This is a genomic window from Streptomyces sp. NPDC047130 (assembly GCF_040643475.1).
Lineage (GTDB): Bacteria > Actinomycetota > Actinomycetes > Streptomycetales > Streptomycetaceae > Streptomyces.
In genome coordinates this window covers 1-26832 of the sequence record NZ_JBEYUK010000047.1, presented here as the reverse complement: position 1 = coordinate 26832, position 26832 = coordinate 1, and the positions used below count along the sequence as shown (strand labels likewise).

The 26832-nt window shown below is 74.2% G+C and carries 26 protein-coding genes; 10 read left to right on the top strand and 16 right to left on the bottom strand.

Annotation, left to right across the window (positions count from 1 at the left end; genetic code table 11):
* Window positions 1-124 precede the first annotated feature (124 nt).
* The 3 genes from ABZ836_RS29755 to ABZ836_RS29745 are packed head-to-tail and all read right to left on the bottom strand — an operon-like array spanning window position 125 to window position 2975.
* Window positions 125-1309 (bottom strand): dipeptidase, encoded by a 1185-nt coding sequence (locus tag ABZ836_RS29755; RefSeq protein WP_356135416.1) that lies wholly within the window; start codon window positions 1307-1309, stop codon window positions 125-127.
* Window positions 1306-1821: a 5-(carboxyamino)imidazole ribonucleotide mutase gene (gene purE, locus ABZ836_RS29750; RefSeq protein ID WP_356135417.1), complete on the bottom strand. Its 516-nt coding sequence runs from the start codon at window positions 1819-1821 to the stop codon at window positions 1306-1308. Before purE ends, ABZ836_RS29755 begins: the two co-directional genes overlap by 4 nt.
* Window positions 1818-2975, bottom strand: a complete 1158-nt coding sequence (locus ABZ836_RS29745; protein WP_356135419.1) for a 5-(carboxyamino)imidazole ribonucleotide synthase — start codon at window positions 2973-2975, stop codon at window positions 1818-1820. The genes purE and ABZ836_RS29745 overlap by 4 nt, the downstream gene beginning before the upstream one ends.
* 193 nt (window positions 2976-3168) lie before the next feature.
* Between ABZ836_RS29745 and ABZ836_RS29740 the strand changes: the two genes are divergently transcribed.
* A complete protein-coding gene (locus ABZ836_RS29740; protein ID WP_361147365.1) occupies window positions 3169-3687 on the top strand; it encodes a GtrA family protein in 519 nt (172 codons plus the stop codon).
* 12 nt (window positions 3688-3699) lie between these two features.
* On the opposite strand, the gene ABZ836_RS29735 is transcribed toward ABZ836_RS29740, so the two are convergent.
* Both ABZ836_RS29735 and ABZ836_RS29730 read right to left on the bottom strand, forming a co-directional pair.
* A complete protein-coding gene (locus tag ABZ836_RS29735) occupies window positions 3700-4974 on the bottom strand; it encodes an ATP-binding protein (RefSeq protein WP_356135423.1) in 1275 nt (424 codons plus the stop codon).
* Between the two features lie 12 nt (window positions 4975-4986).
* The gene (locus ABZ836_RS29730; protein ID WP_356135425.1) at window positions 4987-5664 is read right to left on the bottom strand and encodes a response regulator transcription factor; all 678 of its coding nucleotides are present in this window, start codon (window positions 5662-5664) and stop codon (window positions 4987-4989) included.
* A gap of 490 nt (window positions 5665-6154) precedes the next feature.
* Between ABZ836_RS29730 and ABZ836_RS29725 the strand changes: the two genes are divergently transcribed.
* Window positions 6155-7642: an oligopeptide:H+ symporter gene (locus tag ABZ836_RS29725; RefSeq protein ID WP_356135427.1), complete on the top strand. Its 1488-nt coding sequence runs from the start codon at window positions 6155-6157 to the stop codon at window positions 7640-7642.
* A 522-nt stretch (window positions 7643-8164) separates the two neighbouring features.
* On the opposite strand, the gene ABZ836_RS29720 is transcribed toward ABZ836_RS29725, so the two are convergent.
* Both ABZ836_RS29720 and ABZ836_RS29715 read right to left on the bottom strand, forming a co-directional pair.
* Window positions 8165-8725 (bottom strand): ATP-binding protein, encoded by a 561-nt coding sequence (locus ABZ836_RS29720; protein ID WP_356135429.1) that lies wholly within the window; start codon window positions 8723-8725, stop codon window positions 8165-8167.
* 251 nt (window positions 8726-8976) lie between these two features.
* Window positions 8977-9360: an STAS domain-containing protein gene (locus ABZ836_RS29715; RefSeq protein WP_151774511.1), complete on the bottom strand. Its 384-nt coding sequence runs from the start codon at window positions 9358-9360 to the stop codon at window positions 8977-8979.
* Window positions 9361-9599: 239 nt separating this feature from the next.
* Here ABZ836_RS29715 and ABZ836_RS29710 point away from each other — a divergent pair, with 239 nt between their 5' ends.
* Window positions 9600-10625: an RNA polymerase sigma factor SigF gene (locus ABZ836_RS29710; RefSeq protein ID WP_356135553.1), complete on the top strand. Its 1026-nt coding sequence runs from the start codon at window positions 9600-9602 to the stop codon at window positions 10623-10625.
* A 33-nt stretch (window positions 10626-10658) separates the two neighbouring features.
* Here the strand turns inward: ABZ836_RS29710 and hutI are convergent, their stop codons facing one another.
* From hutI to hutU, 4 genes are read right to left on the bottom strand one after another with little or no spacing between them, the layout of a single operon-like run.
* Entirely contained in the window at window positions 10659-11903 is a 1245-nt protein-coding gene (gene hutI / locus ABZ836_RS29705; protein ID WP_361147359.1) for an imidazolonepropionase, read from the bottom strand.
* Window positions 11900-13273, bottom strand: a complete 1374-nt coding sequence (locus ABZ836_RS29700) for a formimidoylglutamate deiminase (RefSeq protein ID WP_361147356.1) — start codon at window positions 13271-13273, stop codon at window positions 11900-11902. Before ABZ836_RS29700 ends, hutI begins: the two co-directional genes overlap by 4 nt.
* Entirely contained in the window at window positions 13270-14529 is a 1260-nt protein-coding gene (locus ABZ836_RS29695) for an allantoate amidohydrolase (RefSeq protein WP_361147370.1), read from the bottom strand. The genes ABZ836_RS29700 and ABZ836_RS29695 overlap by 4 nt, the downstream gene beginning before the upstream one ends.
* Window positions 14530-14585: 56 nt before the next feature.
* Complete coding sequence (gene hutU, locus ABZ836_RS29690) at window positions 14586-16253, bottom strand: urocanate hydratase (RefSeq protein WP_356135435.1); 1668 nt, start codon at window positions 16251-16253, stop codon at window positions 14586-14588.
* A gap of 420 nt (window positions 16254-16673) precedes the next feature.
* Here hutU and ABZ836_RS29685 point away from each other — a divergent pair, with 420 nt between their 5' ends.
* From ABZ836_RS29685 to ABZ836_RS29670, 4 genes are read left to right on the top strand one after another with little or no spacing between them, the layout of a single operon-like run.
* The gene (locus ABZ836_RS29685; RefSeq protein ID WP_361147353.1) at window positions 16674-17075 is read left to right on the top strand and encodes a hypothetical protein; all 402 of its coding nucleotides are present in this window, start codon (window positions 16674-16676) and stop codon (window positions 17073-17075) included.
* Window positions 17072-18418 carry a hypothetical protein gene (locus ABZ836_RS29680; RefSeq protein ID WP_361147350.1) on the top strand — a complete coding sequence of 449 codons (1347 nt, stop codon included), beginning with the start codon at window positions 17072-17074 and terminating at the stop codon, window positions 18416-18418. Before ABZ836_RS29685 ends, ABZ836_RS29680 begins: the two co-directional genes overlap by 4 nt.
* Window positions 18415-19011, top strand: coding sequence for a roadblock/LC7 domain-containing protein (locus ABZ836_RS29675; protein ID WP_361147348.1), 597 nt, complete (start codon window positions 18415-18417; stop codon window positions 19009-19011). Before ABZ836_RS29680 ends, ABZ836_RS29675 begins: the two co-directional genes overlap by 4 nt.
* Before the next feature lie 13 nt (window positions 19012-19024).
* Window positions 19025-19399 carry a hypothetical protein gene (locus ABZ836_RS29670; protein ID WP_356135443.1) on the top strand — a complete coding sequence of 125 codons (375 nt, stop codon included), beginning with the start codon at window positions 19025-19027 and terminating at the stop codon, window positions 19397-19399.
* Between the two features lie 76 nt (window positions 19400-19475).
* On the opposite strand, the gene ABZ836_RS29665 is transcribed toward ABZ836_RS29670, so the two are convergent.
* Both ABZ836_RS29665 and ABZ836_RS29660 read right to left on the bottom strand, forming a co-directional pair.
* On the bottom strand, window positions 19476-20060 hold the full coding sequence (locus tag ABZ836_RS29665) for a hypothetical protein (protein WP_361147344.1): 585 nt from the start codon (window positions 20058-20060) through the stop codon (window positions 19476-19478).
* Between the two features lie 222 nt (window positions 20061-20282).
* Window positions 20283-21143 (bottom strand): MurR/RpiR family transcriptional regulator, encoded by an 861-nt coding sequence (locus tag ABZ836_RS29660; protein WP_361147341.1) that lies wholly within the window; start codon window positions 21141-21143, stop codon window positions 20283-20285.
* 182 nt (window positions 21144-21325) lie between these two features.
* On the opposite strand from ABZ836_RS29660, the gene ABZ836_RS29655 reads away from it, so the two are divergent.
* Both ABZ836_RS29655 and ABZ836_RS29650 read left to right on the top strand, forming a co-directional pair.
* Complete coding sequence (locus ABZ836_RS29655) at window positions 21326-21616, top strand: hypothetical protein (protein ID WP_361147338.1); 291 nt, start codon at window positions 21326-21328, stop codon at window positions 21614-21616.
* Between the two features lie 41 nt (window positions 21617-21657).
* Window positions 21658-22065 (top strand): hypothetical protein, encoded by a 408-nt coding sequence (locus ABZ836_RS29650; RefSeq protein ID WP_356135449.1) that lies wholly within the window; start codon window positions 21658-21660, stop codon window positions 22063-22065.
* Window positions 22066-22148: 83 nt separating this feature from the next.
* Here ABZ836_RS29650 and ABZ836_RS29645 read toward each other — a convergent pair whose 3' ends face one another.
* The 3 genes from ABZ836_RS29645 to ABZ836_RS29635 form a co-directional block, all read right to left on the bottom strand.
* Window positions 22149-22460, bottom strand: coding sequence for a hypothetical protein (locus ABZ836_RS29645; protein ID WP_361147334.1), 312 nt, complete (start codon window positions 22458-22460; stop codon window positions 22149-22151).
* Window positions 22461-22556: 96 nt separating this feature from the next.
* Complete coding sequence (locus tag ABZ836_RS29640) at window positions 22557-23444, bottom strand: Bax inhibitor-1/YccA family protein (RefSeq protein ID WP_356135455.1); 888 nt, start codon at window positions 23442-23444, stop codon at window positions 22557-22559.
* A 190-nt stretch (window positions 23445-23634) separates the two neighbouring features.
* Window positions 23635-24672 carry an SGNH/GDSL hydrolase family protein gene (locus ABZ836_RS29635; RefSeq protein ID WP_356135458.1) on the bottom strand — a complete coding sequence of 346 codons (1038 nt, stop codon included), beginning with the start codon at window positions 24670-24672 and terminating at the stop codon, window positions 23635-23637.
* 179 nt (window positions 24673-24851) lie between these two features.
* Here ABZ836_RS29635 and ABZ836_RS29630 point away from each other — a divergent pair, with 179 nt between their 5' ends.
* A complete protein-coding gene (locus ABZ836_RS29630; RefSeq protein WP_356135460.1) occupies window positions 24852-26240 on the top strand; it encodes a cystathionine beta-synthase in 1389 nt (462 codons plus the stop codon).
* The last annotated feature ends 592 nt before the right edge of the window (window positions 26241-26832 follow it).

The window sequence follows — 26832 nt, the reverse complement described above, 5'->3', positions numbered from 1 at the left end:
TGCCATTGCACCGAGGTGGCCATGGTGAGCGGCTTTTGAGCATCGATTGGGCTGGAAGGTGAGCAGGTGTCAGCGGCATGGTGCCGAGTGCGCGGGGCCGGTGGGGTGCGGGCCGGGGTGGGGGTTACGCGTCGAGGGCGGTGATCGTCGCGTGGGAAGGGGCGGTGGTGGACCTCAGGTCGCGGGAGACGGCCTCGGCGTCGCGCAGGACCCGCACCGCGTTGCCCCACGTGAGCTTCGCGAGGTCCTCCCGGGACCAGCCCCGGTCCAGCAGCTCGGCCACCAGGTTCGGGTACCCCGCGACGTCCTGCAGCCCCTCCGGCAGGAACGCCGTGCCGTCGTAGTCGCCGCCGACCCCGATGTGGTCGACGCCGGCGACCTCCCGCATGTGGTCGAGGTGGTCGGCCACGGTCGACACCGTCGCCCTGGGGCGCGGGTGTGCCTCCTCGAAGGCCCGGTGGACCTTCATCGCCTCCGGTGAGGTGTCGAGGTGGTGGAAGCCGTGCGCCCGCAGGTTCTCGTCCGCCTCGACCGTCCAGTCGACCGCCGCCTGGAGGACGAACTTGGGCACGAAGGTCGCCATCGCGACGCCCCCGTTGGCCCGCAGTCGCTCCAGCACGTCGTCCGGGACGTTCCGCGGGTGGTCGCAGACCGCCCGGGCGGAGGAGTGGGAGAAGATCACCGGCGCCGCGGAGGCGTCCAGCGCGTCCCGCATGGTCGTGGCGGCCACGTGGGAGAGGTCGACCAGCATGCCCTCGCGGTTCATCTCCCGGACCACGGCCCGGCCGAAGGCGGTGAGCCCGCCGTGCCGCGGCTCGTCGGTGGCGGAGTCCGCCCAGTCGACGTTGCTGTTGTGGGTGAGGGTCATGTACCGCACGCCGAGCGCGTACAGCATCCGCAGCGCGCCCAGCGAGTTCTCGATGGAGTGCCCGCCCTCCGCGCCCATCAGCGAGGCGATGCGGCCCTCCGCGCGGGCGGCCTCCAGGTCGTCCGCGGTGCGGGCGGCGCGCAGGTCGCCCGGGTACCGGTCGAGGAGCTGCCGGACGCAGTCGATCTGCTCCAGTGTCGCGGCCAGCGGGTACGGCTGCTCGTAGGGCACGTACACCGACCAGTACTGGGCGCCCACGCAGCCCTCGCGCAGCCGGCCGAGGTCGGTGTGGAGCGCGGCGCTCTGGTCGGCGGCGATGTCGCGGGCGTCGAGGTCGTAGCCGACCTGCTCGCGCAGCGCCCAGGGCAGGTCGTTGTGGCCGTCGACGACCGGGAACTCGCGCAGCAGCTCGCGTGCGCGCTCCAGGGAGGAGGCGCTCACCGGCTCTCCCCCATGGCCTTGGCGCGCAGCCGGCGGCCCTTCTCGGTGGCCTGGTCGTTGAGCTCCTGCTGGAACTCCCGCATCCGCTCCAGCAGCGCCGGGTCGTGCGCGGCGAGGATCCGGGCCGCCAGCAGGCCGGCGTTGCGCGCGCCGCCGACGGAAACCGTGGCGACCGGCACGCCGGCCGGCATCTGGACGATGGAGAGCAGCGAGTCCATGCCGTCCAGGTACTTCAGCGGCACCGGCACGCCGATGACGGGCAGTGGGGTCACCGAGGCGAGCATGCCCGGCAGGTGGGCGGCGCCGCCGGCGCCCGCGACGATCGCCCTGAGTCCGCGCTCCGCGGCCTGCTCGCCGTAGGCGACCATCTCGCGGGGCATCCGGTGGGCGGAGACGACGTCCACCTCGTAGGGGATCTCGAACTCATCGAGGGCCTGGGCGGCGGCCTCCATCACGGGCCAGTCGGAGTCCGACCCCATGACGATGCCGACCAGCGGCGCTTCGCTGCTCATTCGGTGATGGTTCCCCTCAGGTAGTGGGCCGCGTGCGTGGCGCGCTCCAGGACGTCGTCCAGGTCGTCGCCGTAGGTGTTGACGTGACCCACCTTGCGGCCGGGCTTCACGTCCTTGCCGTACATGTGGATCTTCAGCTGGGGGTCCCGTGCCATGCAGTGCAGGTACGCCGAGTACATGTCGGGGTAGTCGCCGCCGAGGACGTTGACCATCACGGTCCACGGCTGGCGGGGGCGCGGGTCGCCGAGCGGCAGGTCGAGGACGGCCCGCACGTGGTTGGCGAACTGCGAGGTGACCGCGCCGTCCATGGACCAGTGGCCGGAGTTGTGCGGGCGCATGGCCAGCTCGTTGACCAGGATGCGGCCGTCGCGGGTCTGGAACAGCTCGACGGCGAGGTGGCCGACCACGCCGAGCTCCTTGGCGATGGTGAGCGCCATCCGCACGGCCTCGGCCGCCAGGTCGTCGTCGAGGTCGGGGGCCGGGGCGATCACGGTGTCGCAGACGCCGGCGACCTGGCGGGACTCGACGACCGGGTAGGCGACCGCCTGGCCGTGCGGGGAGCGCACCACGTTGGCGGCGAGCTCGCGGACGAAGTCCACCTTCTCCTCGGCCAGCACGGCGACGCCGGCCTTGAACGGCTCGGTGATCGCGGCGTCCTCGGCGCCCTTGATCACCCACACGCCCTTGCCGTCGTACCCGCCGCGGACGGTCTTGAGGACGACCGGGAAGCCGTCGCCCCCGGCGGCGCCCTCCGCCGCGAAGGCGGCCACGTCGGCCGGGTCGGCGACGATGCGGTGCCGGGGGCAGGCCACGCCGATCTCGGTGAGCTTCGCCCGCATCACGCCCTTGTCCTGGGCGTGCACCAGCGCGTCCGGGCCGGGGCGGACGGCGATGCCGTCCGCCTCCAGCGCCCGCAGGTGCTCGGTGGGCACGTGCTCGTGGTCGAAGGTGATGACATCGCAGCCGCGGGCGAACGCGCGGAGGGTGTCCAGATCGCGATAGTCGCCGATGACGACCTCGTTCACGACCTGGGCCGCGGAGTCCTGCGGGGTGTCACTGAGCAGCTTGAAACGGATGCCGAGCGGGATGCCTGCCTCGTGCGTCATGCGCGCGAGCTGGCCGCCGCCGATCATGCCGACTACCGGGAACGTCACGCGTCAAGGGTATCGGGCGTGCGTCCGTGCCCTTCTTTCCGCCTCGGCTCCCCGCTCCGGGGCGGAAACCGGCCAGTCGGGTACCACTTCCGTCCGTATGGCGCACCCGGGCGTCGTTGGGCGCGCGACGCCGGAGGGGGCGTGGTTAGCATGACTGAGTTGACGTCGATCACATGAACGGGGCTGGGCAGCGATGGGCAGTGAGCTGTTTCGCACCGCCGCGCCGGACGGGTTCCGCCGCCGGGTGCGCGCCCTGTGGCGTGAGGTCGTCAAGTTCGGGGCGGTCGGCGGGGCGGGCCTGCTGGTCAACTTCGCCGCCTTCAACGTACTGCTCCACACGGGTGTCCGCCCGGGCCGTGCCGGTGTCGCCGCCACCGCGCTGGCCATCGTCTTCAACTACGTCGGCTTCCGCTACTTCACCTACCGGGACCGGGACCGCAGCCACCGGACCCGGGAGATGACGCTGTTCCTGGTCTTCAGCGGCGTCGGCCTGGTCATCGAGAACGGCGTGCTGTTCGCGGCCACCTACGGGATGGGCTGGGACACCCCGCTGCAGAACAACGTCTTCAAGTTCGTGGGCGTCGGGATCGCCACGCTGTTCCGGTTCTGGTCCTACCGGACCTGGGTCTTCCGGGCGCTGCCCGAGCCCTGCCCGCGCCCGTCACGGGTCCACCCGCAGGGGCGCTCGGCGGAGCGCGTCGGGCGGCCCTGACCTCCGGCGCCGTCAGCGGACCGTCGAACCCGAGGGCTTGCCGCCGGGGCGCTCCGGCAGCGGGCGGCTGAGGAAGAGGCCGAACACCGGCGGCTGCGCCTGGAGCATCTCGAGCCGTCCCCCGTCCGCCTCGGCGAGGTCCCGGGCGACGGCGAGACCGATGCCGGTGGAGTTGTGGCCGCTGATCGTCCGCTCGAAGATGCGCGCGCCCAGGTCGGCGGGGATGCCCGGCCCCTCGTCGGTCACCTCGACGACGGCCTGGTTGCCGACCACGCGGGTGCGCAGCGCCACCGTGCCGCCGCCGTGCATCAGCGAGTTCTCGATCAGCGCCGCCAGCACCTGCGCGACGGCGCCGGGCGTGCCCATCGCCTCCAGGTGCCGCTTGCCGGAGGTGACGATGGCCCGGCCGGCGCTGCGGTAGGCGGGCCGCCACTCGGCGATCTGCTGCTGGATGACCTCGTCGATGTCGAAGGAGACCGCGGAGCCGGTGCGCGGGTCGCGCGCGTTGGTGAGCAGGCGCTGCACCACGTCGGTGAGCCGCTCGACCTGGGTGAGGGCGATGGCGGCCTCCTCCCGCGCGGTCTTCAGGTCGTCGGTGAGGGTGATCTCCTCCAGCCGCATGGAGAGCGCGGTGAGCGGTGTGCGCAGCTGGTGGGAGGCGTCCGCGGCGAGCCGGCGCTCGGCGGTCAGCATCCGCCCGATCCGTTCCGCGGACCGGTCGAGCACGTCGGCGACCCGGTCCAGCTCCGGCACGGCGTAGCGCTTGTTCCGGGGCCTGGGGTCACCGGAACCGAGCCGTTCCGCGGTCTCGGCGAGGTCGGTGAGCGGCGAGGCGAGCCGGTTGGCCTGGCGGACGGCCAGCAGGATCGCGGCGACCACCGCGAGCAGCGCCACCCCGGCGATGATCAGCAGCGTGCGCCCCACCTCGCGGGTCACCCGGGAGCGGGGCTCCTCGACACGGACGGTCTCGCCGCCCTCGCCGCGGGTGGTGGCGTGGATGACGTCGCCGGACGGCTTGTCGCCGACCTCGATCGGCTCCCGGCCGGGCAGGGTGATCACCGCGTGCCGTCCGGGCTCGATCTGGTTCTCCAGGATGGCGGCGCTGACCTGCTCCTGGCCCAGCACCCGGGCGTCGACGATGCTGGCCAGCCGGACCGCCTCCGACTCCACCCGTTCCTGGGCGCTGGCGGTGATGGTGCGGGTCTCCACCAGGACGAGGGAGACGCCGAACACGGCGATCACCACGAGGACCACGAGCAGGGTGGACTGGATCAGGCGGCGGCGCATGGGGGAAGGGTGTCAGCTCTTCTCGAAGCGGAAGCCCACGCCGCGCACGGTGGCGATGTAGCGGGGGTTGGCCGCGTCGTCGCCGAGCTTCTTGCGGAGCCAGGAGATGTGCATGTCGAGGGTCTTGGTCGACGACCACCAGGTGGTGTCCCAGACCTCGCGCATCAGCTGGTCGCGGGTGACCACCCGGCCGGCGTCCCGGACCAGGACGCGCAGCAGGTCGAACTCCTTCGCGGTGAGCTGGAGCTCCTCCTCGCCCATCCAGGCGCGGTGCGACTCGACGTCGATCCGCACGCCGTGGATGGCCGGCGGCTGCTGCGGCTCCGCGGCGCCGCGCCGGAGCAGGGCCCGGACCCGGGCGAGCAGCTCGGCCAGCCGGAACGGCTTGGTGACGTAGTCGTCCGCGCCGGCGTCGAGGCCGACCACGGTGTCCACCTCGTCCGCCCGGGCGGTCAGGATGAGGATGGGCACGCTGAGCCCCTCGGCGCGCAGCCGGCGGGCGACCTCCAGCCCGTCCATGCCGGGCAGGCCCAGGTCGAGCACGACCAGGTCCACCCCGCCCCGCAGTCCGGCGTCGAGGGCGGCCGGGCCGTCCTCGCGCACCTCGACCTCGTAGCCCTCCCTGCGCAGCGCGCGGGCCAGCGGCTCAGAGATGGACGAGTCGTCCTCGGCGAGCAGTACACGGGTCATGGGGTGATGGTAGTCCCGCCGTGCCGGGAGCCGGAGTCCGCCGTGGAAGCCGGTTCTCCGGGGGCGCCGGAACCCCTCCCACCTGCACGGGACCCGTTTCCGTCCGGATTCGTCAGCATGAGAGGGTGGATGTGCCGCTACCGGGTGGGGACGAGTGTGATCATCGCCTCATATGCCCCCTTCCCCTCTATTTGTGCGGCTTTTTCTCTGCTCTAATGGCGATGGCCTCATATGGCGACTCCTGCCTGTCGCGCGGAACGTCGCCTTCGAGTGCGGGCCGGTTCCCGCCGGCCGACGAAGTGAAACGACCTGTGGCCGGGTCCCGTGCGTCGAACACGCACGGGGCGTGGATCCCGGGGCCGTCCTCCCCGCTCCTTCCCCGAGGGAACGAGCCTCCCCACGAGGGACCGGTTGGACGACGCCGGTGCCGGCCTCCCCCCACCGGGCGCGCGACCACCCATGCGCGCGTCCCGACCAGCAAGGAACGACCATGGCGTCCAGCCTGACGAAGTCCTCACCCCCGGCTCCCGGCGGCGAGAAGACTTTCTTCGGCCACCCCCGCGGCCTGGCCACCCTCTTCATGACCGAGATGTGGGAGCGGTTCTCCTACTACGGCATGCGCGCGCTGCTCCCGCTGTACCTGGTGGCGGAGGAGGGCCTGGCCCTCGGCGCCACCACGGCGGTGGCCGTCTACTCCGTGTACGTGGCCACGGTGTACCTGCTCGCGATGCCCGGCGGCTGGTTCGGCGACCGCGTCTGGGGCGCGCGCAAGACCACCGCGATCGCGGCCGGCATCATCATGGCCGGCCACCTGCTGCTGGCGCTCCCGCTGGACGCCATCTTCTACGTCGGCCTGCTCTTCGTGGCCGTCGGCTCCGGCCTGCTGAAGGCCAACATCTCGACGATGGTCGGCCACCTCTACGACGGCCCGGACGACCCGCGCCGTGACGGCGGCTTCACCCTCTTCTACATGGGCATCAACATGGGTGCCTTCGCCGCTCCGCTGATCATCGGCACCGTCGGCCAGACCGTCAGCTGGCACCTGGGCTTCGCCCTCGCCGCCGTCGGCATGGGCCTCGGCCTGGTGCAGTTCCTGCTCGGCACCCGCCACCTGGCCGCCGAGTCGAGCATCGTGCCGAAGCCGCTGTCGGCCGCCGAGCGCGCCGCCACGATCCGCAAGGCCATGTTCTGGCTGCTCGTCGCGGTCGTCTTCTACGGCATCGTCGCGATGACCGGCTCCTTCACGCTGAAGTGGGCCACGGTTCCGCTGCTGATCCTCGGCCTGGTCGTCCCGGTCTCCGTCCTGGTCCGCATCAAGCGCGACAAGGAGCTCACCGCGACCGAGCAGTCCAAGGTCTCCGGCTACGTCTGGTTCTTCGTCGCCGCCGCGATCTTCTGGATGATCTACGACCAGGGTGGCTCGACCCTGTCGCTCTTCGCCGACGAGCACGTCGACAACAAGGTCTTCGGCTGGGAGTTCCCGGTCTCCTGGTTCCAGTCGGTCAACCCGGTCCTGATCATGGCGCTGGCCCCGGTCTTCGCCACGATCTGGCTCGCCCTGGCGCGCAAGGACAAGGAGCCCAGCACCATCGCGAAGTTCGCGGGCGGTCTGGCGCTGGTCGGCATCTCCTTCTTCGTCTTCCTGCTGCCGCTGACGGCCTCGGGCGACGGCAAGGTCTCGCCGTGGTGGCTGGTCCTGATCTACTTCTGCCAGACCGTGGGTGAGCTGATGCTCTCGCCGGTCGGCCTCTCGGTCACCACCAAGATGGCTCCCGCGAAGTACGCCTCCCAGATGATGGGTGTCTGGTTCCTGGCGGTCACCGCGGGTGACGCGGTCACGGGTCTGGTCGCGGAGGCGGGGGTCAACCTCGACCGCACGGGCTTCGTGGCGATGGAGGCGGCGCTCGCCGTGTTCGCCGGCTTCGCGGTCTACATGTACCGCAACAAGGTCAAGCAGCTCATGGGCGACGTCCGCTGACGCCACCCACCCCCGAAGGGGCCGTCCCGGTACCGGGACGGCCCCTTCGCCGTTTCCGTCGCCGCATCGCCGCACGGCCCCTTCGCCGCTTCCGCGCCGCATCCCCGCACGGCCCTTCGCCGTTTGCCCGCCGCCCCACGTCGCCCGGGCGCCCGGTCCGGCCGTGCCCGCGCGGGCCGGCCCTTCGCCGGGCCCGGGACGACGACCGGCGTGCCGGACGCCTGCGGGAGGCCGTGCCGGGGCCGGCGGGCGCCCTGGCGGCCTCGTGGGGGGCGCGTACCGGTTCATGGTTCCGGGACGGGCCCTGGCGGCGTCCGTCGGCGCGTGGGCGTGCGAGCAGGGCGACGAGCGCACGGTCGGGCCGGGAGGCGGCCGGAGGCTCCGTTTCGCAGGCGCGCGGGGGCGTGCGCCTGCGGTGTCGAAGATCACGGCGGTTTCGGGGGAGGAAACGACTCGGCCCCGCCGGTGAGGGCGGGGCCGGGAGGGGGGTGCGGGGCCGCCGGGAGGGCGGCGGGGCGGGGGTCAGGAGGTGGTGGGGCGGGCGAGGTCGGCCCAGACGGTCTTGCCGGGGATCTCGGGGGCCGCGGCGACCCCCCAGTCCATCGACAGCCGCTGGACTATGAACATGCCGTGCCCACCGGGCCGCCCGGCCTGGTGCGGCGTCCGCGGCGTCGGCTGGCCCTCTCCCCGGTCCGTGACCGCGACCCGGATCGTCTTCCGGTCGAAGGTGAGCGTCAGCGCCTCCGGTTCCTCCGCGTGCAGGCACGCGTTGGTGACCAGTTCGGAGACGATCAGCAGCACGTCCTCCGCCGCCGCCCGACCGTCGTCCGTGGACGACGGCAACCAGCCCCACGCGTACAGGGCCTGCCGCGTGAAGTCCCGGGCGAGGGGGACGACGCCGCTCTCCCCCGCCAGATTGAGTTGCCGTACCTCCGGCGCCACCGGCGCGCCTCCGTTCGCAGCCGCCGCCGCCTGTCGCAGAGCAGGAGACGTCCCGTTCACCGTCGTGATGCGTGGGGGGGCGGAAGCGCCGCCGGGCTGCGGGCCGCGGTCGCCCGGCGGGTAGGGCCGGGTGGTGCTCATCAGCGCTTCACCTCACCGATTCACCAGGTCACATGTGGACTCGGGTTTACCGGAGCGTCCCGAACGGTTCGAGCCAACGGCCCGGCCCCGTCCGGGGCGCCCCCTGTCCTCTGCACTTCTCCTGCCCGCCCCGGACGTCGGAACACTCACCGATTCGCCCCGTTTCGCCCTATCCGCCATCTTTCACCGATTCAGCACACAATGTCACGAACAGGCGCGACCGGATCGCCCTGCGTGACCCCTGTCACCGATCAGCCGGCTCCCGTGCCCTCGGCCAGTGCGCCCTCCACCGTGTCGTGCACGGAGAAGACCGTGTCCGCGCCGGTGATCTCGAAGACGCGTGCCACCGCGGGCCGCATCGCCACCAGGTGGATACCGCCGCCGGCCTCTTCCGCCTTCAGGCGGGCGCCGAGCAACACGTTCAGTCCCGTGGAGTCGCAGAACTCCAGCCGGGAGCAGTCCACCACGAGCCGGGTGCGCCCCTTCGCCAGGTTGCGCTCCAGAGGCTCGCGGAGGAGTTCGGCGGTGTGGTGGTCGAGTTCGCCTGCCGGGATCACGACGGCACTGGCTCCCTCTTCCCGTACCTCCACCAGAAGCCGGCCCGACTGCGCGCTGCCGACCGTCCCGTGGTCCATTGCCGTCTCTCTCTCGACGTCCGATCTGCTGAGTACCGCCACCGAACCCTACGCCCTTCGTGCGTGATTCGGCAGCCGCACAATCATAAGAAGCGGGACATAAGCGTACAGAGCGTACTTGCGGTCTTGTTGCTCGAGCGGGTAGGGCTGATGAGAACACATCCGCACCGGCCGGCTTTGGAGGCGCCGCACACCGCAGAAGCGCACGTACTGGCATCGGCAGCCATATGCCGAGAACGATGGAGGACTTCATGTCACCCCGGCTCGACGCATCGCATACCCCCAGAGCGACGTCGGCAATCCCGCCCCAGTCCCGTCCGGAGAACTCGTCCCTCACAGCGGTCGAGACGCTCCCCGAGCAGCCCTTCCCCCACCAGCGGACCGAGACCGCCCCCGAGGGCCGCGTCGACGTCCGTCCCGGCCCCGCCGGCACCGCTCCCCCCGTGGATCCCGGCGGCCTCCTGGACGGGCTTCCCGAGATCCCGCACTACGCGGAGGTCCGCGCGGCCGACGCCCGCGCCCTCTCCAAGGCCCTGTTCGAGCGGCTGGAGTCGCTCGAGGAGGGCACCGCGGAGCACAGCTACGTCCGCAACACCCTGGTCGAGCTGAACCTCGCCCTGGTGAAGTTCGCCGCCTCCCGGTTCGGCTCCCGCAGCGAACCGATGGACGACATCATCCAGGTCGCCACCATCGGCCTGATCAAGGCGATCGACCGGTTCGAGCTGAGCCGCGGTGTGGAATTCCCCACGTTCGCCATGCCGACGATCATCGGCGAGATCAAGCGCTTCTTCCGCGACACCTCGTGGTCGGTGCGGGTCCCGCGCCGGCTGCAGGAGCTGCGGCTGGACCTGGCCAGGGCGACCGACGAGCTGCAGCAGCGGCTGGACCGCGCCCCGACCGTGGGCGAGCTCGCCGATCACCTGGACCTCTCGCGTGACGAGGTCCTGGAGGGCATGGTCGCGTCGAACGCCTACACCGCCTCCTCGCTGGACGCCCAGCCCGAGGAGGACGACTCGGAGGGCGCCCTCGCGGACCGCATCGGCTACGAGGACGACGATCTGGAGGGCGTCGAGTACATCGAGTCGCTCAAGCCCCTGATCGCCGGCCTCCCGGCCCGTGAGCGGAGGATCCTCTCGCTGCGGTTCACGGCCAACATGACCCAGTCCGAGATCGGCGAGGAGCTCGGCATCTCGCAGATGCACGTCTCCCGGCTGCTCTCCCGCACCCTGGTCAAGCTGCGCCGGGGGCTCACCGGCGAGGAGTAGGACCGCCGCCGGGTGTGGGGAGCCTCGGGGGCTTCACACCTCGCGGACGCCGCCCCGCCACACTCCCGCCACCAGCGGGACGCCCGGCCGGTAGGCCAGGTGCACGTGGCTGGGTGCGTCAAGGAGCAGCAGGTCCGCGCGGGCGCCGGGCGCGATCCGCCCGACGTCCGCGCGGCGCAGCGCGGCCGCGCCGCCCGCGGTGGCCGCCCACACCGCCTCGTCGGGCGTCATGCCCATGTCCCTCACGGCGAGGGCGACGCAGAACCCCATGGACGACGTGTACGACGATCCCGGGTTGCAGTCCGTCGAGAGCGCGACGGTCGCCCCGGCGTCGAGCAGCCGCCTGGCGTCCGGCCAGGGCGCCCGGGTGGAGAACTCCGCGCCGGGCAGCAGGGTGGCCACGGTCCGCCCCCCGCTGCTCGCCAGGGCGTCCACGTCGGCGTCGCTGAGGTGGGTGCAGTGGTCGGCGCTGGCCGCGCCCAGTTCCACCGCCAGGCGCACGCCCGGCCCGTGGCCGAGCTGGTTGGCGTGGACGCGCGGGAGCAGACCCCGTTCGCGGCCCGCGGTGAGGACGGCGCGGGCCTGGTCGCCGTCGAAGGCGCCGCGTTCGCAGAAGACGTCGACCCAGCGGGCGTGCGGGGCGCAGGCGTCCAGCATCTCCCCGGTGACCAGCTCGACGTAGGCGGCGGGGTCGTCGGCGTGCTCGGGGGCGACGACGTGCGCGCCGAGGTAGGTGACCTCGTCGGTGTGGCGGGCGGCGACGCGCAGCGAGCGGGCCTCGTCCTCGACGGTGAGGCCGTATCCCGACTTGGTCTCCACGGTGGTGGTGCCCTGGCGCAGCGCCTCCCGCAGGTGCCGCACCAGGTTGGCCTCGAGTTCCTCCTCGGTGGCCGCGCGGGTGGCCGCGACGGTGGTGCGGATGCCGCCCGCCGTGTAGGGGCGGCCGGACATGCGGGCGTTGAACTCCTCGGTGCGGTCCCCGGCGAAGACCAGGTGTGTGTGGGAGTCGACGAAGCCCGGCAGCAGGGCCCGGCCGCCCGCGTCGACCCGGTTGTCGGTGGCGGGTGCTTTCCTGGACATACCGGTCCACACGACGCGGTCGCCCTCGATCACGACGGCGGCGTCACGGACCACGCCGAGCGGTGAGGGGTCCCGGGAGGAGCCGAGGGAGGGGTCGTTGGTGACCAGGTGGGCGATGTTGTCGATCAGGGTGGTGCTCGCCGTGCTGCGGGCGCCTGCGGTGTCGGGGGTGTCGGGGATGTCGGGGGTGCTGTTCATGCCTGTCCTGTGCGCAGAAGGGCGACGGCCGAGGCCAGTTCGCGGGCGGGCTCCGGTACCAGGGTGTGCGTGCCGTCGCGGACCACGTGGCGGCCCGCGCACACGGTGTGCCGCACGTCCGCGGCCGTCGCGGCGAATACGGCGGTCTCCGCGCCCCGTCCGGGCGGCGGGCCCGCGGTTCTGACGGTGTCCAGGGCGACGGTCGTCCAGTCGGCCGGCGCCCCGGGTTCGAGCCTGCCCGCCTCGGGGCGGCCCAGGGCGGCGTGGCCGTCGGCGGTGGCGGCCCGCAGCAGCGCTCCGGCGCTCCAGTGGCCGCGGACCCGGGTGCGCAGCCGCTCGTCGAGCTCCAGGGCGCGCGCCTCCTCGAACAGGTCGATCACGGCGTGGCTGTCGGAGCCGAGGCTGAGCGGCGACCCGGCGCGCTGGAGGGCGGGCGCGGGGCCGATGCCGTCGGCGAGGTCGCGTTCGGTGGTGGGGCACATGCAGGTACCGGTGCCCGAGCCGCCGATCAGCGCGACGTCGGCGTCGGTGAGGTGGGTGTTGTGGACGCCGGTGGTGCGCGGGCCGAGCACGCCGTGGTCGGCGAGCAGGCGGGCCGGGGTGCGGCCGTGGGCGGCCAGGCATGCCTCGTTCTCGGCGGGCTGCTCGGAGAGGTGGACGTGCAGCGGGGCGCCGCGTTCCCCGGCCCAGCGGGCGACGACGGCGAGCTGGTCGGCGGGCACGGCGCGCACGGAGTGGACCGCGGCGCCGATCCGGGCGTGGCCGGTGTCCTTCAGCAGGGCGGCACGGGCCGCCCACGCCTCGGCGTCGCCGTCGGAGAAGCGCAGTTGGGGCTCGGTGGGGGGTGCGCCGAAGCCGGCGGACAGGTAGGCGGTGTCCAGCAGGGTGATGCGGACGCCGGCCTGGGCGGCGGCCTCGATCAGCGCGGCGCCCATGGCGTTGGGGTCGTCGTAGCGGGCGCCGCCGGGGGCGTGGTGCAGGTAGTGGAACTCCCCGACGGCGGTGATGCCGGCCAGGGCCATCTCGGCGTAGACGGCGCGGGCGAGCGCCAGGTAGGAGTCCGGGTCGAGCCGGCCGGCCACCTGGTACATGACCTCGCGCCAGGTCCAGAAGGTGCCCCGGTCTGCCTGGACGACGCCGCGCAGGGCCCGGTGGAAGGCGTGCGAGTGGGCGTTGGCCAGGCCCGGCAGGGTGAGGCCGCGCAGCGGCTCGGCGCCGGGCGGGGGCGCCGGGGTGTCCTCGGTGAGGGCGGTGATCCGGCCGTCCGGGCCGGTCTCCACCAGGACGCCGGGGCGGACCGGGCCGTCGGCCGTGAGCAGGGCGTGCTCCAGCCAGTAGGAGCGCGGCCGGCGGGTCTCGGGGGGTGTCACGCGCGGGCCAGTCCTTCCAGGGCGTCGGCGAGGGCGCGCACCCCCGCGGCGCAGTCGTCCTCGGCGGCGTGCTCGGCCGGGGAGTGGGAGACGCCGGTGGGGTTGCGCACGAACAGCATGGCGGTGGGGATGCTCCCGGCGAGGATTCCGGCGTCGTGTCCGGCGCCGGTGCCCAGGACGGGGACGGGCCGGGGGCCACCGTCGCGCACGCCCTCGCGTGCCCTCTCACGTGCCCTCTCGCCTGCGCCCTCGCCTCCGCCGCCGAGGAGGGCGGCGAGCCGGTCGCGCAGCGCGTGGTCGAAGCGGGTCTCCGGGGTGAACGACTCGCGGGCCACCTCGAGCCGGACGCCGTGCTCCTCGGCGGCGGCGCGGGCGGCGCGTTCCACGGCGCCGACCACGTCGTCCAGGGCGTCCTGGGCGGCGGCCCGGGAGTCCAGCCAGCCGCGGACCAGGGAGGGTACGGCGTTGACGCCGTTGGGGTCGACGGCGACCTTGCCGAAGGTGGCGACGGCTCCGGCCCGGACGGCCTCCCGGCGGGCGGCGAGGACGGTCTCGGCGTAGGGCAGCATCGGGTCGCGGCGGTCGGCGAGGCGGGTGGTCCCGGCGTGGTTGGCCTCGCCGTGGAAGTCGAACCGCCAGCGGCCGTGCGGCCAGACGGCGCTCGCCACGCCGACGGCGTCGCCGGTGAGGTCCAGGGCCCGCCCCTGCTCGATGTGGAGTTCGACGAACGCGCCGATGCGGGCGAGGCGTTCGGGGTCGGCGCCGATGGCATCCGGGTCGTGTCCGGCGGCCTCCAGCGCGCGGGGCAGGGTGACGCCGTCGGCGTCGGTGAGCCGGTGGGCCTCCTCGCGGGTGAGCAGCCCGGCGGTGAGGCGGGAGCCGACGCAGGCCAGGCCGAACCGGGCGCCCTCCTCGTCGCCGAAGTTGACCACGGCGAGCGGGCGGGCCAACGGCACGCCGCGGGCGCGGAGTTCGTCGAGGGCGGCGAAGGCGGACACCACGCCGAGCGGGCCGTCGAAGGCCCCGCCGTCCGGCACGGAGTCCAGGTGGGAGCCGGTCACCACGGCGTCCCCGGCGGCCGGGTCGCCCAGCCACGCCCACTGGTTGCCGTTGCGGTCGGTCTCCACGGTCAGTCCGCGGGCCTCGGCCTGTTCGCGGAACCAGGCCCGGCAGTCGCCGTCGGCGGCCGTCCAGGCGAACCGCCGGTAGCCGCCGGAGGAGCGGTCCCGGCCGATGCCGGCCAGGTCCCGCCACATCTCCTGGAACGAGGCGCCCCGGGGGCCGTCGGGCGCGGTGCGGGGGGCGGGCCCGCTCACGCGTCCTCCCCCTCCCGCATCGGGATGCGCACACCGTGTTCCTCGGCCACCGTCCCGGCGGTGTCGTACCCGGCGTCGACGTGGCGGACGACGCCCATGCCGGGGTCGTTGGTGAGGACCCGGCGGATCTTCTCCCCGGCCAGCGGGGTGCCGTCGGCGACGGTGACCTGGCCGGCGTGGATCGAACGGCCCATGCCGACGCCGCCGCCGTGGTGCAGCGAGACCCAGGAGGCGCCGGAGGCCACGTTGACCATGGCGTTGAGCAGGGGCCAGTCGGCGATGGCGTCGGAGCCGTCGAGCATGGCCTCCGTCTCCCGGTAGGGGGAGGCGACGGAGCCGCAGTCCAGGTGGTCGCGGCCGATGACCACGGGGGCCTTCAGTTCGCCGCTCGCCACCATGTCGTTGAACCGCTCGCCGGCCTTGTCGCGCTCGCCGTAGCCGAGCCAGCAGATGCGGGCGGGCAGGCCCTGGAACTTCACTCGCTCCCCGGCGAGCTCGATCCAGCGGGCCAGCGACTCGTTCTCCGGGAACAGGTCGAGGACCGCGCGGTCGGTGGCCGCGATGTCCGCCGGGTCGCCGGAGAGCGCCGCCCAGCGGAACGGGCCCTTGCCCTCGCAGAACAGCGGGCGGATGTAGGCGGGCACGAAGCCGGGGAAGGCGAACGCGCGGTCGTAGCCGGCGAGCCGGGCCTCGCCGCGGATGGAGTTGCCGTAGTCGAAGACCTCGGCGCCGGCGTCCTGGAAGCCGACCATCGCCTCCACGTGACGGGCCATCGATTCGCGGGCACGGGTGGTGAAGCCGGCCGGGTCCTTCGCCGCGTACGACGCCATCTCGTCGAACTCGACGCCGACGGGGAGGTAGCTGAGCGGGTCGTGCGCGGAGGTCTGGTCGGTGACGACGTCGACGGGCGCGCCCATGGCGAGCAGTCGCGGGACCACGTCGGCGGCGTTGCCGAGGACGCCGACGGACAGCGGGCGACGGGCGTCGCGGGCCTCCACGGCGAGGTGGAGCGCGTGGTCGAGGGAGTCGGCGCGGACGTCCAGGTAGCGGTGCTCGATGCGGCGTTCGACGGCGCGGGGGTCGCAGTCCACGCAGATCGCGACGCCCTCGTTCATGGTGACCGCCAGCGGCTGGGCGCCGCCCATGCCGCCGAGGCCGGCGGTGAGGGTGATGGTGCCGGCCAGGCTGCCGCCGAACTTCTTCGCGGCGACGGCGGCGAAGGTCTCGTAGGTGCCCTGGAGGATGCCCTGGGTGCCGATGTAGATCCACGATCCGGCGGTCATCTGCCCGTACATGGTCAGGCCGAGGGCCTCCAGGCGGCGGAACTCCTCCCAGTTGGCCCAGTCGCCCACCAGGTTGGAGTTGGCGATCAGGACGCGGGGTGCCCACTCGTGGGTCCGCATCACGCCGACGGGGCGGCCGGACTGGACGAGCATCGTCTCGTCCTGCTTCAGCGTGCGGAGGGTGCGGACCATGGCGTCGAAGCTGCGCCAGTCGCGGGCGGCCTTGCCGGTGCCGCCGTAGACCACCAGGCGGTCGGGGTGCTCGGCGACCTCCGGGTCGAGGTTGTTCTGCAGCATCCGCAGGGCGGCCTCCTGCTGCCAGCCGGCGGCGGTGAGGTCGGTTCCGCGGGGGGAGCGGACGGGGCGGGGGGTCGCTGGCATGCCGGACGCCTCCTGCTCGACGGTGAGGATTATTCACATCCTGTCGACGTGAATATCCCCGGTCAACACCGCCGAGCCGCCCCGCACCGGCCCCCGGACACCCCGCCGCGCGCGCCCGCCCGTCCGCCTCGGCGTCCTGCGCGCGGGCGGCCCCGAGGGCCGGTGGAGGGAGCCGTCGCCTGCGGAGGCGAGGTGTCCGCGGAACGGCACGGACGGTGTCCCGTTGTCCGCGCGGGACCTCGGTTCCCGGGGCCGGCAGGGGCGGACGGGGGCCAAAAGGAGGGCTCCGGAGGGCAGTTGACCCACGATAGTGGGGGCGCGGCATGTTCCGCCGGAAAATGCCAGAACGCTCACCCGCGTCCGCGATCCCTGCGTAACGTCTCCGTCGTTCAGCCGAACACCGGGTGGAGGGGACCACGCGTGCCTGGAATCGACGAGTGTCTGCTGGAAGTCATGCGGCTGCCCGGGGCCAGGGGCGCCGCCCTGGTCGACTGGACCAGCGGGCTGCCCCTCGGCACGGTCGGCGACCCTCCCGGCGGCGAGGACCACGACACCGCGGCGGCCGAGGCCGCCGAACTGGCCCGGCTCGCGGCCGAGCACGGCGCGTTCACCCCCGACGAGGGCGCCGACTGGGACGGCTCCGACCCCCCGGTCGAGGACGTGATCATCAGCAACCGCGACAGCTACCACGTGCTCCGCTTCCTGCGGGCCACCTACGAGAGCAACGTCTTCCTCCACCTGTGGCTGGACCGCGACGAGGGCAACCTCGCGCTCGCCCGGATCCGCCTCGGGAACCTGGTGGAACGGCTGGTGCTGGCATGACCCCCGTGGGAACGCCCCCGCCCCCGCCGCCCCGCCTGCCGGTGCGGGACCCGTCCACCGCCCGGCAGCGCCCCTGGGGCAGCGTCTCGCCGATGCTGAACCGGCTGGCGGCGGAGAACGCCACGGGCGTCCTGGTCCGCGAGCGCGGCACGCTGTACCTGTCCGAGGGCCGGGTGGTGCACGCCGAGAGCCCGGCGACCCCCGGCATCGACGTCCTGCTCACCGCCGCCGGCGCGATCGACCCGGAGGGCTGGAGACGGGCCGTGGAGGGCGCGGAGGCGGATCCGGAGCGGTCCGTCGGCCGCACGCTGATCTCGCAGGGGATGCTCTCGCAGGGGCAGTTGGAGCTCTGCCACCTCGGGAGCGTCTTCGACGCCGCCTACTTCGCGCTCGCCCCGAGCAGCGCGCCCGGCCACTTCCGCTACGGCGCCTGGCACTGGATGGGCCCGGTGCGGCCGGTCCCGGTGTCGGCGCTGGAACGGGAGACCATGCGGCGGCGCTCCCTGCTCAACCGCATCTGGCCCGACCCGTCCACCGACACCGCCCCGCTGAGCCTGATCCGCTCCGACGGCCCGGCCCCGGTCTGTGCGCGCCGCAAGGCGATCATGGAGCTGGTGGACGGCCGGCGCACCGCCACCGACATCGCCCGGGCGCTGGGCCGCCCCGCCTTCCACACCCTGGTGGACCTGCGCCGGCTGGCCGCCGCCGGCCTGGTCGCCGCCACCCACCGCCCCGCACGGCCGCCGTCCCCACCGGCCCCCGCAGAGCCCGCCGAGCCCGCCCCGGCACCGGCAGCCGCAGCAGTGCCCTCGCCCGCCCCGGCATCCGCGGCCGGATCCGCATCCGCGCCCGCACCCGCGGACACCGCCACCCCGCTGCCGGAGCAGCCCACCGCCCGGCCCCGTCCGGCGCCCGCGGCTGCCCCGCGGCCCGCGCCACCGTCCGCCCCGCGGCCCGCCCCGCGGCCCGCCCCGGTGGTGCCGCCCGTGCAGCCGTTGCCGCCCCTGGCGCCGCAGCCCGCCCGGCCCGCGGTCCGCCCGCCGGACGACGGCCTCCAGCAGCCGGCCCGCCACCACCCCGACGTGGACGTTCCCCTGCCGCCCCGCCCGCCCGGCGGAGGCCGCCACCGCGCCGGCCGCACCCCCGCCGCCCCGCCCGCGCCGCGCGCCGTCCCGCCGCAGCCGCCGCATCCCCCGGTGGCGCCGACGGTGCCGGCGGTGCCCGCGGTGCCGCCGCCCCGGACACCCGTGACCGCCACCGGGTCGCAGGTGCCGCCCACCCACTTCGCCGACCCCGACGTCGCCCTGCTCACCAGACTGCGCGCCGCCCTGGAGGCCCTGTGATCCGCGCGCTCCGGCAGCGTGCCGGGAGGAAGCAGTCGCTCGCCGTGGAGGCCGAGGTCCGCGCGGAGCTGCGCCGCCTGCGCTCCCGGATGTTCCAGCTGACCGGCGCCCTCGCCACCTCGGCCGACGGCGCGGTGCTGGCCGAGGACGCCCCCGGCGTGGCGGCCGAGGAGGCCGCCGCGCTGACGACCACGGTCCTCGCCGCCGTGCTGCGGCTGGCCGAGGGGACCGGCCGCGGCGCCCCCCGGGAACTGGTCGTCCGCGGCGGCTCCGGCTACCTGGCCACCTACGCCGCCGGCCGCTCCACCGTGCTCACCCTGCTCGCCGAGGACGGGGTGAACCTGGGCCGGCTGCACCTGGAGGGCCGTCGCTGCGCCGCCCGGATCGGCGAGCTCGTCGACGGGCAGCCGGCCCATCCCGCCGACCCCGGCCCTCCCGCCCTCGAACCCGCCCCCCTCTCCCCCACGGCGGCCCCCACGGCGGCCACCGCGGCCCCCGGCGCCGCCGGCGCCACCGCACCGGCCGCGCCCGTAACCAGCCGGGCGCTCCCGCCCCGCACCACCGAGGCGTCCGCGCCCACCACCCACAGTTGAGAGGAACACCGCAATGTCCAGCACCGAGACCGCCCTGAAGGAAGCCCTGACGACCATCGAGGGCGCCACCGGCGTCGCGCTGGTGGACTACACCAGCGGCATGGCGCTCGGCACGCTCGGCGGCAGCAAGGACTTCGACCTGAATGTCGCCGCCGCCGGCAACACCGACGTGGTGCGCGCCAAGATGCGCACCATGGAGCACCTCGGCATCCAGTCCGAAATCGAGGACATCCTGATCACCCTCACCGACCAGTACCACCTGATCCGGCTGCTCAAGGGCCGCAGCGGGAACGGGCTGTTCCTCTACCTCGCGCTGGACGCCACCCGCTCCAACCTGGCGATGGCCCGCCACCAGCTCAAGCGCATCGAGTCCGAGCTGGAGGTGTGACCCCCGGCCGGGAACCGCTTCCGGCACGCCCGGAGTCCGGTCCCGGCCGGGGCTCGCCCGGACGGTCCCGCCCCGGTCAGGCGGGAACCGCGGTACGGCGGCGCCGCGCCCCTCCGGGGGACGCGTCGCCCGCCGCGACACCCGTGACGCGGTAGCCCCGGACGGCCTTCCCGGCCGGGGCGCCGCCGCGCCGCAGCCAGTCGACCCGCACCCAGAGCAGCAGCTGGTCGGCCTGCTCCCGGCGGCCCAGCCAGGCCGCCTTCAGCCACAGGCCGACACCCGCGCCGGCCAGCGCCATCCCGCCGGCCGCCGGCATCGCCCACGACGACCCCACCGCGGCCAGGAAGGCGAGCAGCAGCCACCACCGGTGCCCGCGCCGCCACTGCCGGGCCGACACCGCCCGGTCCTGCAGCAGGTCGTTGCGCCCCGCCTTGGACGTGGCCTTCGCCAGCGTCGCGTACCGCTTCCGCCCTGTGAGGGCCACCGCGGCGGCGGTCACCAGGAACAGCGCCGCCCCCGCGTACAACCCGATCCGCCGCCCCGTCAGTCCGGGCAGCGCCGCGCCCACCCCGGCCGCGAGCAGCCCGAGCCACCACAGGGGGGCCGCCCCGGCCCGTACGACCACGGCCACCCGAGCCAGTCCATGACCTCCGCGAGCCACGATCCGCCTCCTTCGTCTCCCAGCGCTCGGCTCATGGTCCGTCCGCCCCGTCCGCCGTGCGCGGACCGGTCCGCGTTCGGACCCGTTCGAACGGAAAGCGTAGTCATCGCGTGTCAAAACGGCGTCAGGACGGCCGAGCCGTCGGAGGGCCTTGGAGGACTGTCGGAAGGCTGTCCCAGGGCTTCCGAGGGCTGTCCGAGACTTCCGAGGGCTGTCCGAGGGCTACTCGACGAACAGTCCGCGGGACGCCGCGCGGACGTCGAACTCCTCCAGCCGGGCCTGCGCCTCGGGCAGGCCGTCGCACATGGCCTCCAGCAGCACCCGGCCCAGCAGCATCGGCCCGCACGCCGTGTCGAAGGCCAGGCCGGTGCCGACGGCGGCCGGGACCAGCAGGTCGGAGACCCGCGCCACCGGCGCGAACGCGGAGTCCGCGACGGTCACCACGGTCAGCCCCTCCTCCCGGGCGTGGGCCAGTGCCTCCACCGTCTCCCTCGGGTGCCGGGGCAGCGCGAAGCAGAGCAGCGCGTCCGCTCCGGCCCGGCGGGCGCCGTCGATCCGGTCGTGGAGCATCGAGCCGCCCTCGGTGAGCGGCCGGACGTCCGGGTGGACCTTGGCGGCGAAGTACGCGAAGCCGCGCGCCTGGGCGGCGGCGGCCCGCAGGCCCAGCACGGGCAGCGGGCGGGAGGCCGCGAGCAGCCGCCCCGCCTCCCGGACGGGGGCCGGGTCGGCGAGCGCGTCCGCGAGGCGGCGCAGGTTGGCGATCTCCTCCTCGACGGCCCGCTGGTAGGCGTTGGACTCCGCCTTCTCCTCGGACGGCGGCCGCCCGGCCGGGGACGCGGGCACCACCTCGCGCAGGTGGCGGCGGAGCGCCGGATAGCCGTCGAAGCCGAGCGCCACCGCGAAGCGGGTCACCGACGGCTGGCTCACCCCGGCCAGCTCGGCCACCTCCACGCTCGACAGGTACGGCACCTCGGCGGCGCGGCCCACCATGCAGTGCGCGATGCGGCGCTGCGTGGGGGTGAGCCGCCGGCCCTCGAAGAGCGCCCGCAGCCGGGCGTCGGCGGTGCTCCCGGTGGTGCTCATGCATACTCCCTCTCCGCGCGGAACACTCCGCACGACCCTATGCAGGCCGCCGCGGCCGCGGGAGGGGGGAGTGCGTCCCGCGGAGAAAGATCGATCTTCACGGTTCGGGCACCCCTTCCGCCGCGGACTGTGGCAGGTTTCCCCCGGGGCCGGACAGGCCCTGGGGAGAGGGGAGACACCACATGACTCACACGGCTCGCACGGCTCGCCCGGGTCACCCACGTCCGCGCCCGGCCACGGCCTGGGCCGCGCTCGTCCTGTGCGTCACCGTGGCGGCGGCGGGCTGTTCGCCGTCGGACGCCACGGAGACCGGGTCGCCCGGGGAGTCGGTCCCGCCGCGTCCCGCGACGTGCGCGACCTCGGCGGCGGAGATGCCGCCGGAGTGCGAGGCGGACGTCTCCTTCGCGGAGACCGCCGAGGGCTCGCCCGTCGAGGGCTCGCCCGCCGAGGGTTCGCCCGCAGAGGGGGGTTAGCCCTACTGACGCCCGGCCGCGCCGCCTCTAGCCTGCCGCGTATGACCGGTATGGACGCGGGCGCCCGCACGCGGGGCGAGACGGCGCAGGAACTCGCCGCGACGTTGGCGGCGCGCAGGGAGCTCGGCCCGGAGTACGAGGACGCGCTGGTGGAGTCGTTCCTCGACAAGGTCGAGCGGCGGATGCGGCGGCGGGACGGGGAGGAACGGGTCGTCGCGGCGCGGGTCCCCGGGCCGCCGCCGGCCAGGGTCCCCGCACCGGCGGCGGGGTCCGGGTGGGGCGACCGGTACGGGTTCGGGGTGGTGTCGCTGGTGCTGGCGGTGCCGCTGTCCGCGATCGGGGCGGGGACGTCGGGGCTGCCGGGGCTGCTCGTCGCCTGGCTGGGCATCGTCGGCGTCAACGCCGTCCACGCCACCGGCGGCTTCGCCCCCTCCCGCCGCCGCCCCTGACCGGAACCGGACCTCGGCGCCTCCCGGAAGGGGGCGGGCCAAGGGTGGGGCGAGCCGGCCGGTGCCGGTGGCGCCCCGGGGCGTCAGACCGAGGCTCGGCGCTGGGCCTCGGCGACGAGGCGGGTGGCCTCGGCGACGGCACCGTCGTCGGGGGCCACCACCGCGAGGTCGTGCGCGGCGACCGTCAGCTGGTCGGCGACCGCGAACATGCCCGCGTCCGGCATCTCCCGCGGCGCCTCCCCCGGCGCCTCCAGCCGCTGCGCCCGCGCGGCGAGCTCCCGGGCGACCCCCAGGGCCTCCCCCGCGGCTCCGCGCTGCAGGCGGCTCTGCGGCGCCGCCCGCAACCGGTCGGCGAACTGTTCCACGGCTCGGGTCAAAGGCGTCGTATCAACCACACCACGAGCCTAGCCCGCCCCTCGCCCACCGCACGCCCCGCGGACGCCGGAAGGGCCCCGGGGAGACCCCGGGGCCCTTCCTCACGCGTGGGGCGATCAGTCGTTGCTGTTCAGGATCGCGATCAGACGGAGGAACTCCGTGTAGATCCAGACCAGGGTCAGCGTCAGACCGAAGGCCGCCATCCACGACTCCTCGCGCGGGGCGCCGTACGCGATCCCGTCCTCGACCTGCTTGAAGTCGAGGGCCAGGAAGCACGCGCCCAGGAGCACGCCGATGATGCCGAACATGATGCCCATGCCGCCGCTGCGGAAGCCGAGGCCGTCACCGCCGCCGAAGACGGCGAACAGCATGTTGACCATCATCAGCAGGACGAAGCCCAGCGCGGCCGCCATGACGAAGCCGGCGAAGCGCCGGTTCACGCGGATCCAGCGCATCTTGTACGCGACCAGCACCGCGGTGAAGACCGCCATCGTGCCCAGCACGGCCTGCATGGCCGCGCCGCTCGCGATGTGCGTGTCGACGACGCTGGACAGCACACCGAGGAAGACACCCTCGAAGGCCGCGTAGGTCAGGATGAGCGCGGGCGAGGCCTTGCGCTTGAAGGACTGGACCATGGCCAGCACGAAGCCGATCAGGGCCGCGCCGATGGCGATGCCGTACGACCGGTTGATGTTGGCCATGTCGACCGGCAGCAGCGCCCAGGAGAGGGCGGCCGTGACGATCAGCACGCCGAGCGTGCTCGCCGTGCGCATGATGACGTCGTCCATCGTCATGCGGCCGGCGGTGACCGGGGCCTGCTCGGGCGCGCCGTAGGCGGCGTCCGGCTGGGCGTAGGGGTTCTGCGCGTACGGGTTCTGCGCGTAGGGGTTGGCACCCTGCGTGCCGACAGCTGCTCCCCCGGCCTGCGGCGCGGTGTTGAAGCCCGCGTAGCCGTTGTCGCGGCTGAACCCCCGTCGCGAGAAGACCGGGTTGCTGCTCCTCATTTCACTCCTCCATGGCCACCCTGCGTGGCCTTGGCCTCAAGAGTAATGGACAGGCAAAAACATGGCTCTACTGCCTGGGTAGGATCTTTCCCTCCCCCTTGCCACGACGCAACGGTTTACGCCCGGTGCTTATGCCCGGTCGGGCGAACGCCTTCCGCGTCACCGGCGCCTCGCGCCGCTCCGCGCGTCCTCACGCCCGCGTGGAGCCCTGCCGGGCCGGCTCGTGGACCGGCGGGGGGTTCACCCGGCGGCGGCGACGGCGCTTGAGCATCGCCCAGGCCCCGCGCACCCCGCCCGGCGAGGCCGCCGTCACCTCGGTGCCCGCCTCGCCGGCCGCCTCCGCGGCGGCCCGGGCCACCGGCAGGAAGCCCTCGTCGCGGGTGGCGTCCGGCCGCTCCTCCTCGGCGGGCCACAGTCCCAGCGCCGCGCAGACGGTGGGCAGCACCGCCATGGCCGCCGTCTGGTAGCCCTCGGCGGACGGGTGGTAGGCGTCGGGGCCGAACAGCTCGCGCGGGTGGGCGGCGAACTCGGGGCCGAGCAGGTCGCCCAGCGAGACGGTCCGCCCGCCTTGCTCCACCGCGCCGATGGTCTGGGCGGCGGCGAGCTGCCGCGAGGTCCGCCGGGCCAGCCAGCGCAGCGGCTGCTGGATGGGCTCGATGGTGCCGAGGTCCGGGCAGGTGCCGACGACCACCTCCGCCCCCGTGGTCCGCAGCCTGCGCACGGCGGCCGCCAGGCAGCGCACCGAGCGGGTGGCCGGCGTCCGGCTGGTGACGTCGTTGGCGCCGACCATGATCACGCAGACGTCCGGCGGCCCGGCCTCCTCGGCGACCGCCTCGGACACCTGCCGGTCCAGGTCGTCCGAGGTCGCCCCCGGCACGGCCACCACCCGCAGCAGCACCGGCTGCTCGGCGACGGCCGCCAGCCCGGAGGCGAGCAGCGCGCCGGGGGTCTGGCCCGCCCGGTGGACGCCCTGCCCGGCGGCGGTGGAGTCCCCCAGCATCGCCAGCCGCAGCGGCGGGCGGTCCGGGGCGGCGAAACCGGCGCCGTAGAGGCCGTCGGCGTTCGGGACGTGCGGGTCGTGCCCGTTGGTCACCGTGCGCCGGGCCAGGTGGATCTCGGCCAGCAGAAGCCCGGCGGCCGCGGCGCCGGCCAGGCCGATCCCGCCGCCGCCGTACGCGGCGCCGGCCGCGATCCGCCGGGCCACGCGTGCCCTCGACATGCTCGACATCCCTCGCCGCCACCTCCTCGTCGCCGACGGGCCCGTCACGCCCTGTACTCCTTGCTTGCCCCGCGGGGGCGGTCCGTCAATCGTGATCGTGACGAGTCGGCGACTCTGCGTCATGGCCCGCGGCGGGCCCGTAGGCTGGGGGCCACCGAATTCATTGACCACAGCGACCGGAGACAACGGTGCGATTCCACGACTCGATGATCAGCCTCGTCGGCAACACGCCGCTGGTGAGGCTCAACAGGGTGACCGAGGGCATTGAGGCCACGGTCCTCGCCAAGGTCGAGTACTTCAACCCCGGCGGCTCCGTGAAGGACCGCATCGCCCTGCGGATGATCGAGGCGGCGGAGCAGAGCGGCGAGCTGAAGCCGGGCGGCACCATCGTCGAGCCGACCAGCGGCAACACCGGTGTGGGCCTGGCCATCGTGGCGCAGCAGAAGGGCTACAAGTGCGTCTTCGTCTGCCCCGACAAGGTCAGCACGGACAAGATCAACGTGCTGCGGGCGTACGGCGCGGAGGTCGTGGTCTGCCCGACCGCCGTCGACCCTGAGCACCCGGACTCGTACTACAACGTGTCCGACCGCCTGGTCCGGGAGATCCCCGGCGCCTGGAAGCCGGACCAGTACTCCAACCCGAACAACCCGCTCTCCCACTACCACTCGACCGGCCCCGAGCTGTGGGAGCAGACGGAGGGGAAGATCACCCATTTCGTCGCGGGCGTGGGCACCGGCGGCACCATCTCCGGCACCGGCCGCTACCTGAAGGACGCGAGCGACGGCCGCGTCAAGGTGATCGGCGCCGACCCGGAGGGCTCGGTCTACTCCGGCGGCTCCGGCCGCCCGTACCTGGTCGAGGGCGTCGGCGAGGACTTCTGGCCCAGCGCCTACGACCGGACGGTGGCCGACGAGATCGTCGCCGTCTCCGACAAGGACTCCTTCCGGATGACCCGTCGCCTCGCCAAGGAGGAGGGCCTGCTGGTGGGCGGCTCCTGCGGCATGGCCGTGGTGGGCGCGCTCGAGGTCGCGAGGAAGCTCGGCCCGGACGACGTGGTCGTGGTGCTGCTGCCGGACAGCGGCCGCGGGTACATGAGCAAGATCTTCAACGACGAGTGGATGGCCGACTACGGCTTCCTCGAGGACGCGGGCCCGAGCGCGCGCGTCTCCGACGTGCTGGACGACAAGGACGGCGGCATGCCGTCGCTGGTCCACATGCACCCGGACGAGACGGTCGGCCAGGCCATCGAGGTGCTGCGCGAGTACGGCGTCTCGCAGATGCCGATCGTCAAGCCGGGGGCGGGGCACCCGGACGTGATGGCGGCGGAGGTCGTCGGCTCCGTCGTCGAGAAGGAACTGCTGGACGCGCTGTTCACCAAGCGGGCGGAGCTGAACGACCCGCTGGAGCGGCACATGTCGGCCCCGCTGCCGCAGGTGGGGTCCGGCGAGCCGGTCGAGGACCTGATGGCGGTGCTGGGGTCCGCGGACGCGGCGATCGTGCTGGTGGACGGCAAGCCGACGGGGGTCGTCAGCCGGCAGGACCTGCTGTCGTTCCTCGCCAAGGGCGGGGAGCGCTGAGGGTCCGCGCCCGGCTCCGGCGGCGGTGCGGGGGCGCGTTGCGGTAAGTGGTACTCGCGCGTCATGTGCGCGCAGCACGGGCTTAACACGGGTCCGGCATCGTGGTGGTCGTCGGTGAGGGCGGGAGCGGCTCCCCGCGACTCGGCCGACGTGCGCGATGCCCGGTCCTGACCCGGTTCCGCGTCATCGCGGGAACCGCCGTCGTCCCGGCCCCCCGTTCCGCGGGGGGTGCGGCGGTTCCCGCGACAGGACCCTCCCCCGGCCCCGCGCCGACCCGCCCGTGCGACACGGGCTCTGCCGATCCGCCCGTGCGGCACGGGCTCACCGGGAGCGGGCGCAGGGCGGCACCCTCCGCGGCGAGCGGCCCGCACCACCACGGTCCGGCCGACCGCACCGTACGTGTGACCCCGCCCCGGCGCGGCGCGAGCACAGCCCAGGCGGACAGCACCGTTCCGTTCCCCCGCCCCGTCCCCTTCCCGGACTCCCGTCGGCCACCCCGCAGGGCGGCAGACGCCCCCACGCGCGACGCCCCCGCCCCGGCGGCCGGGCGGGGGGGGCGCGCGGGGGGTGGGGGGAGACGGGGGGGGGGACG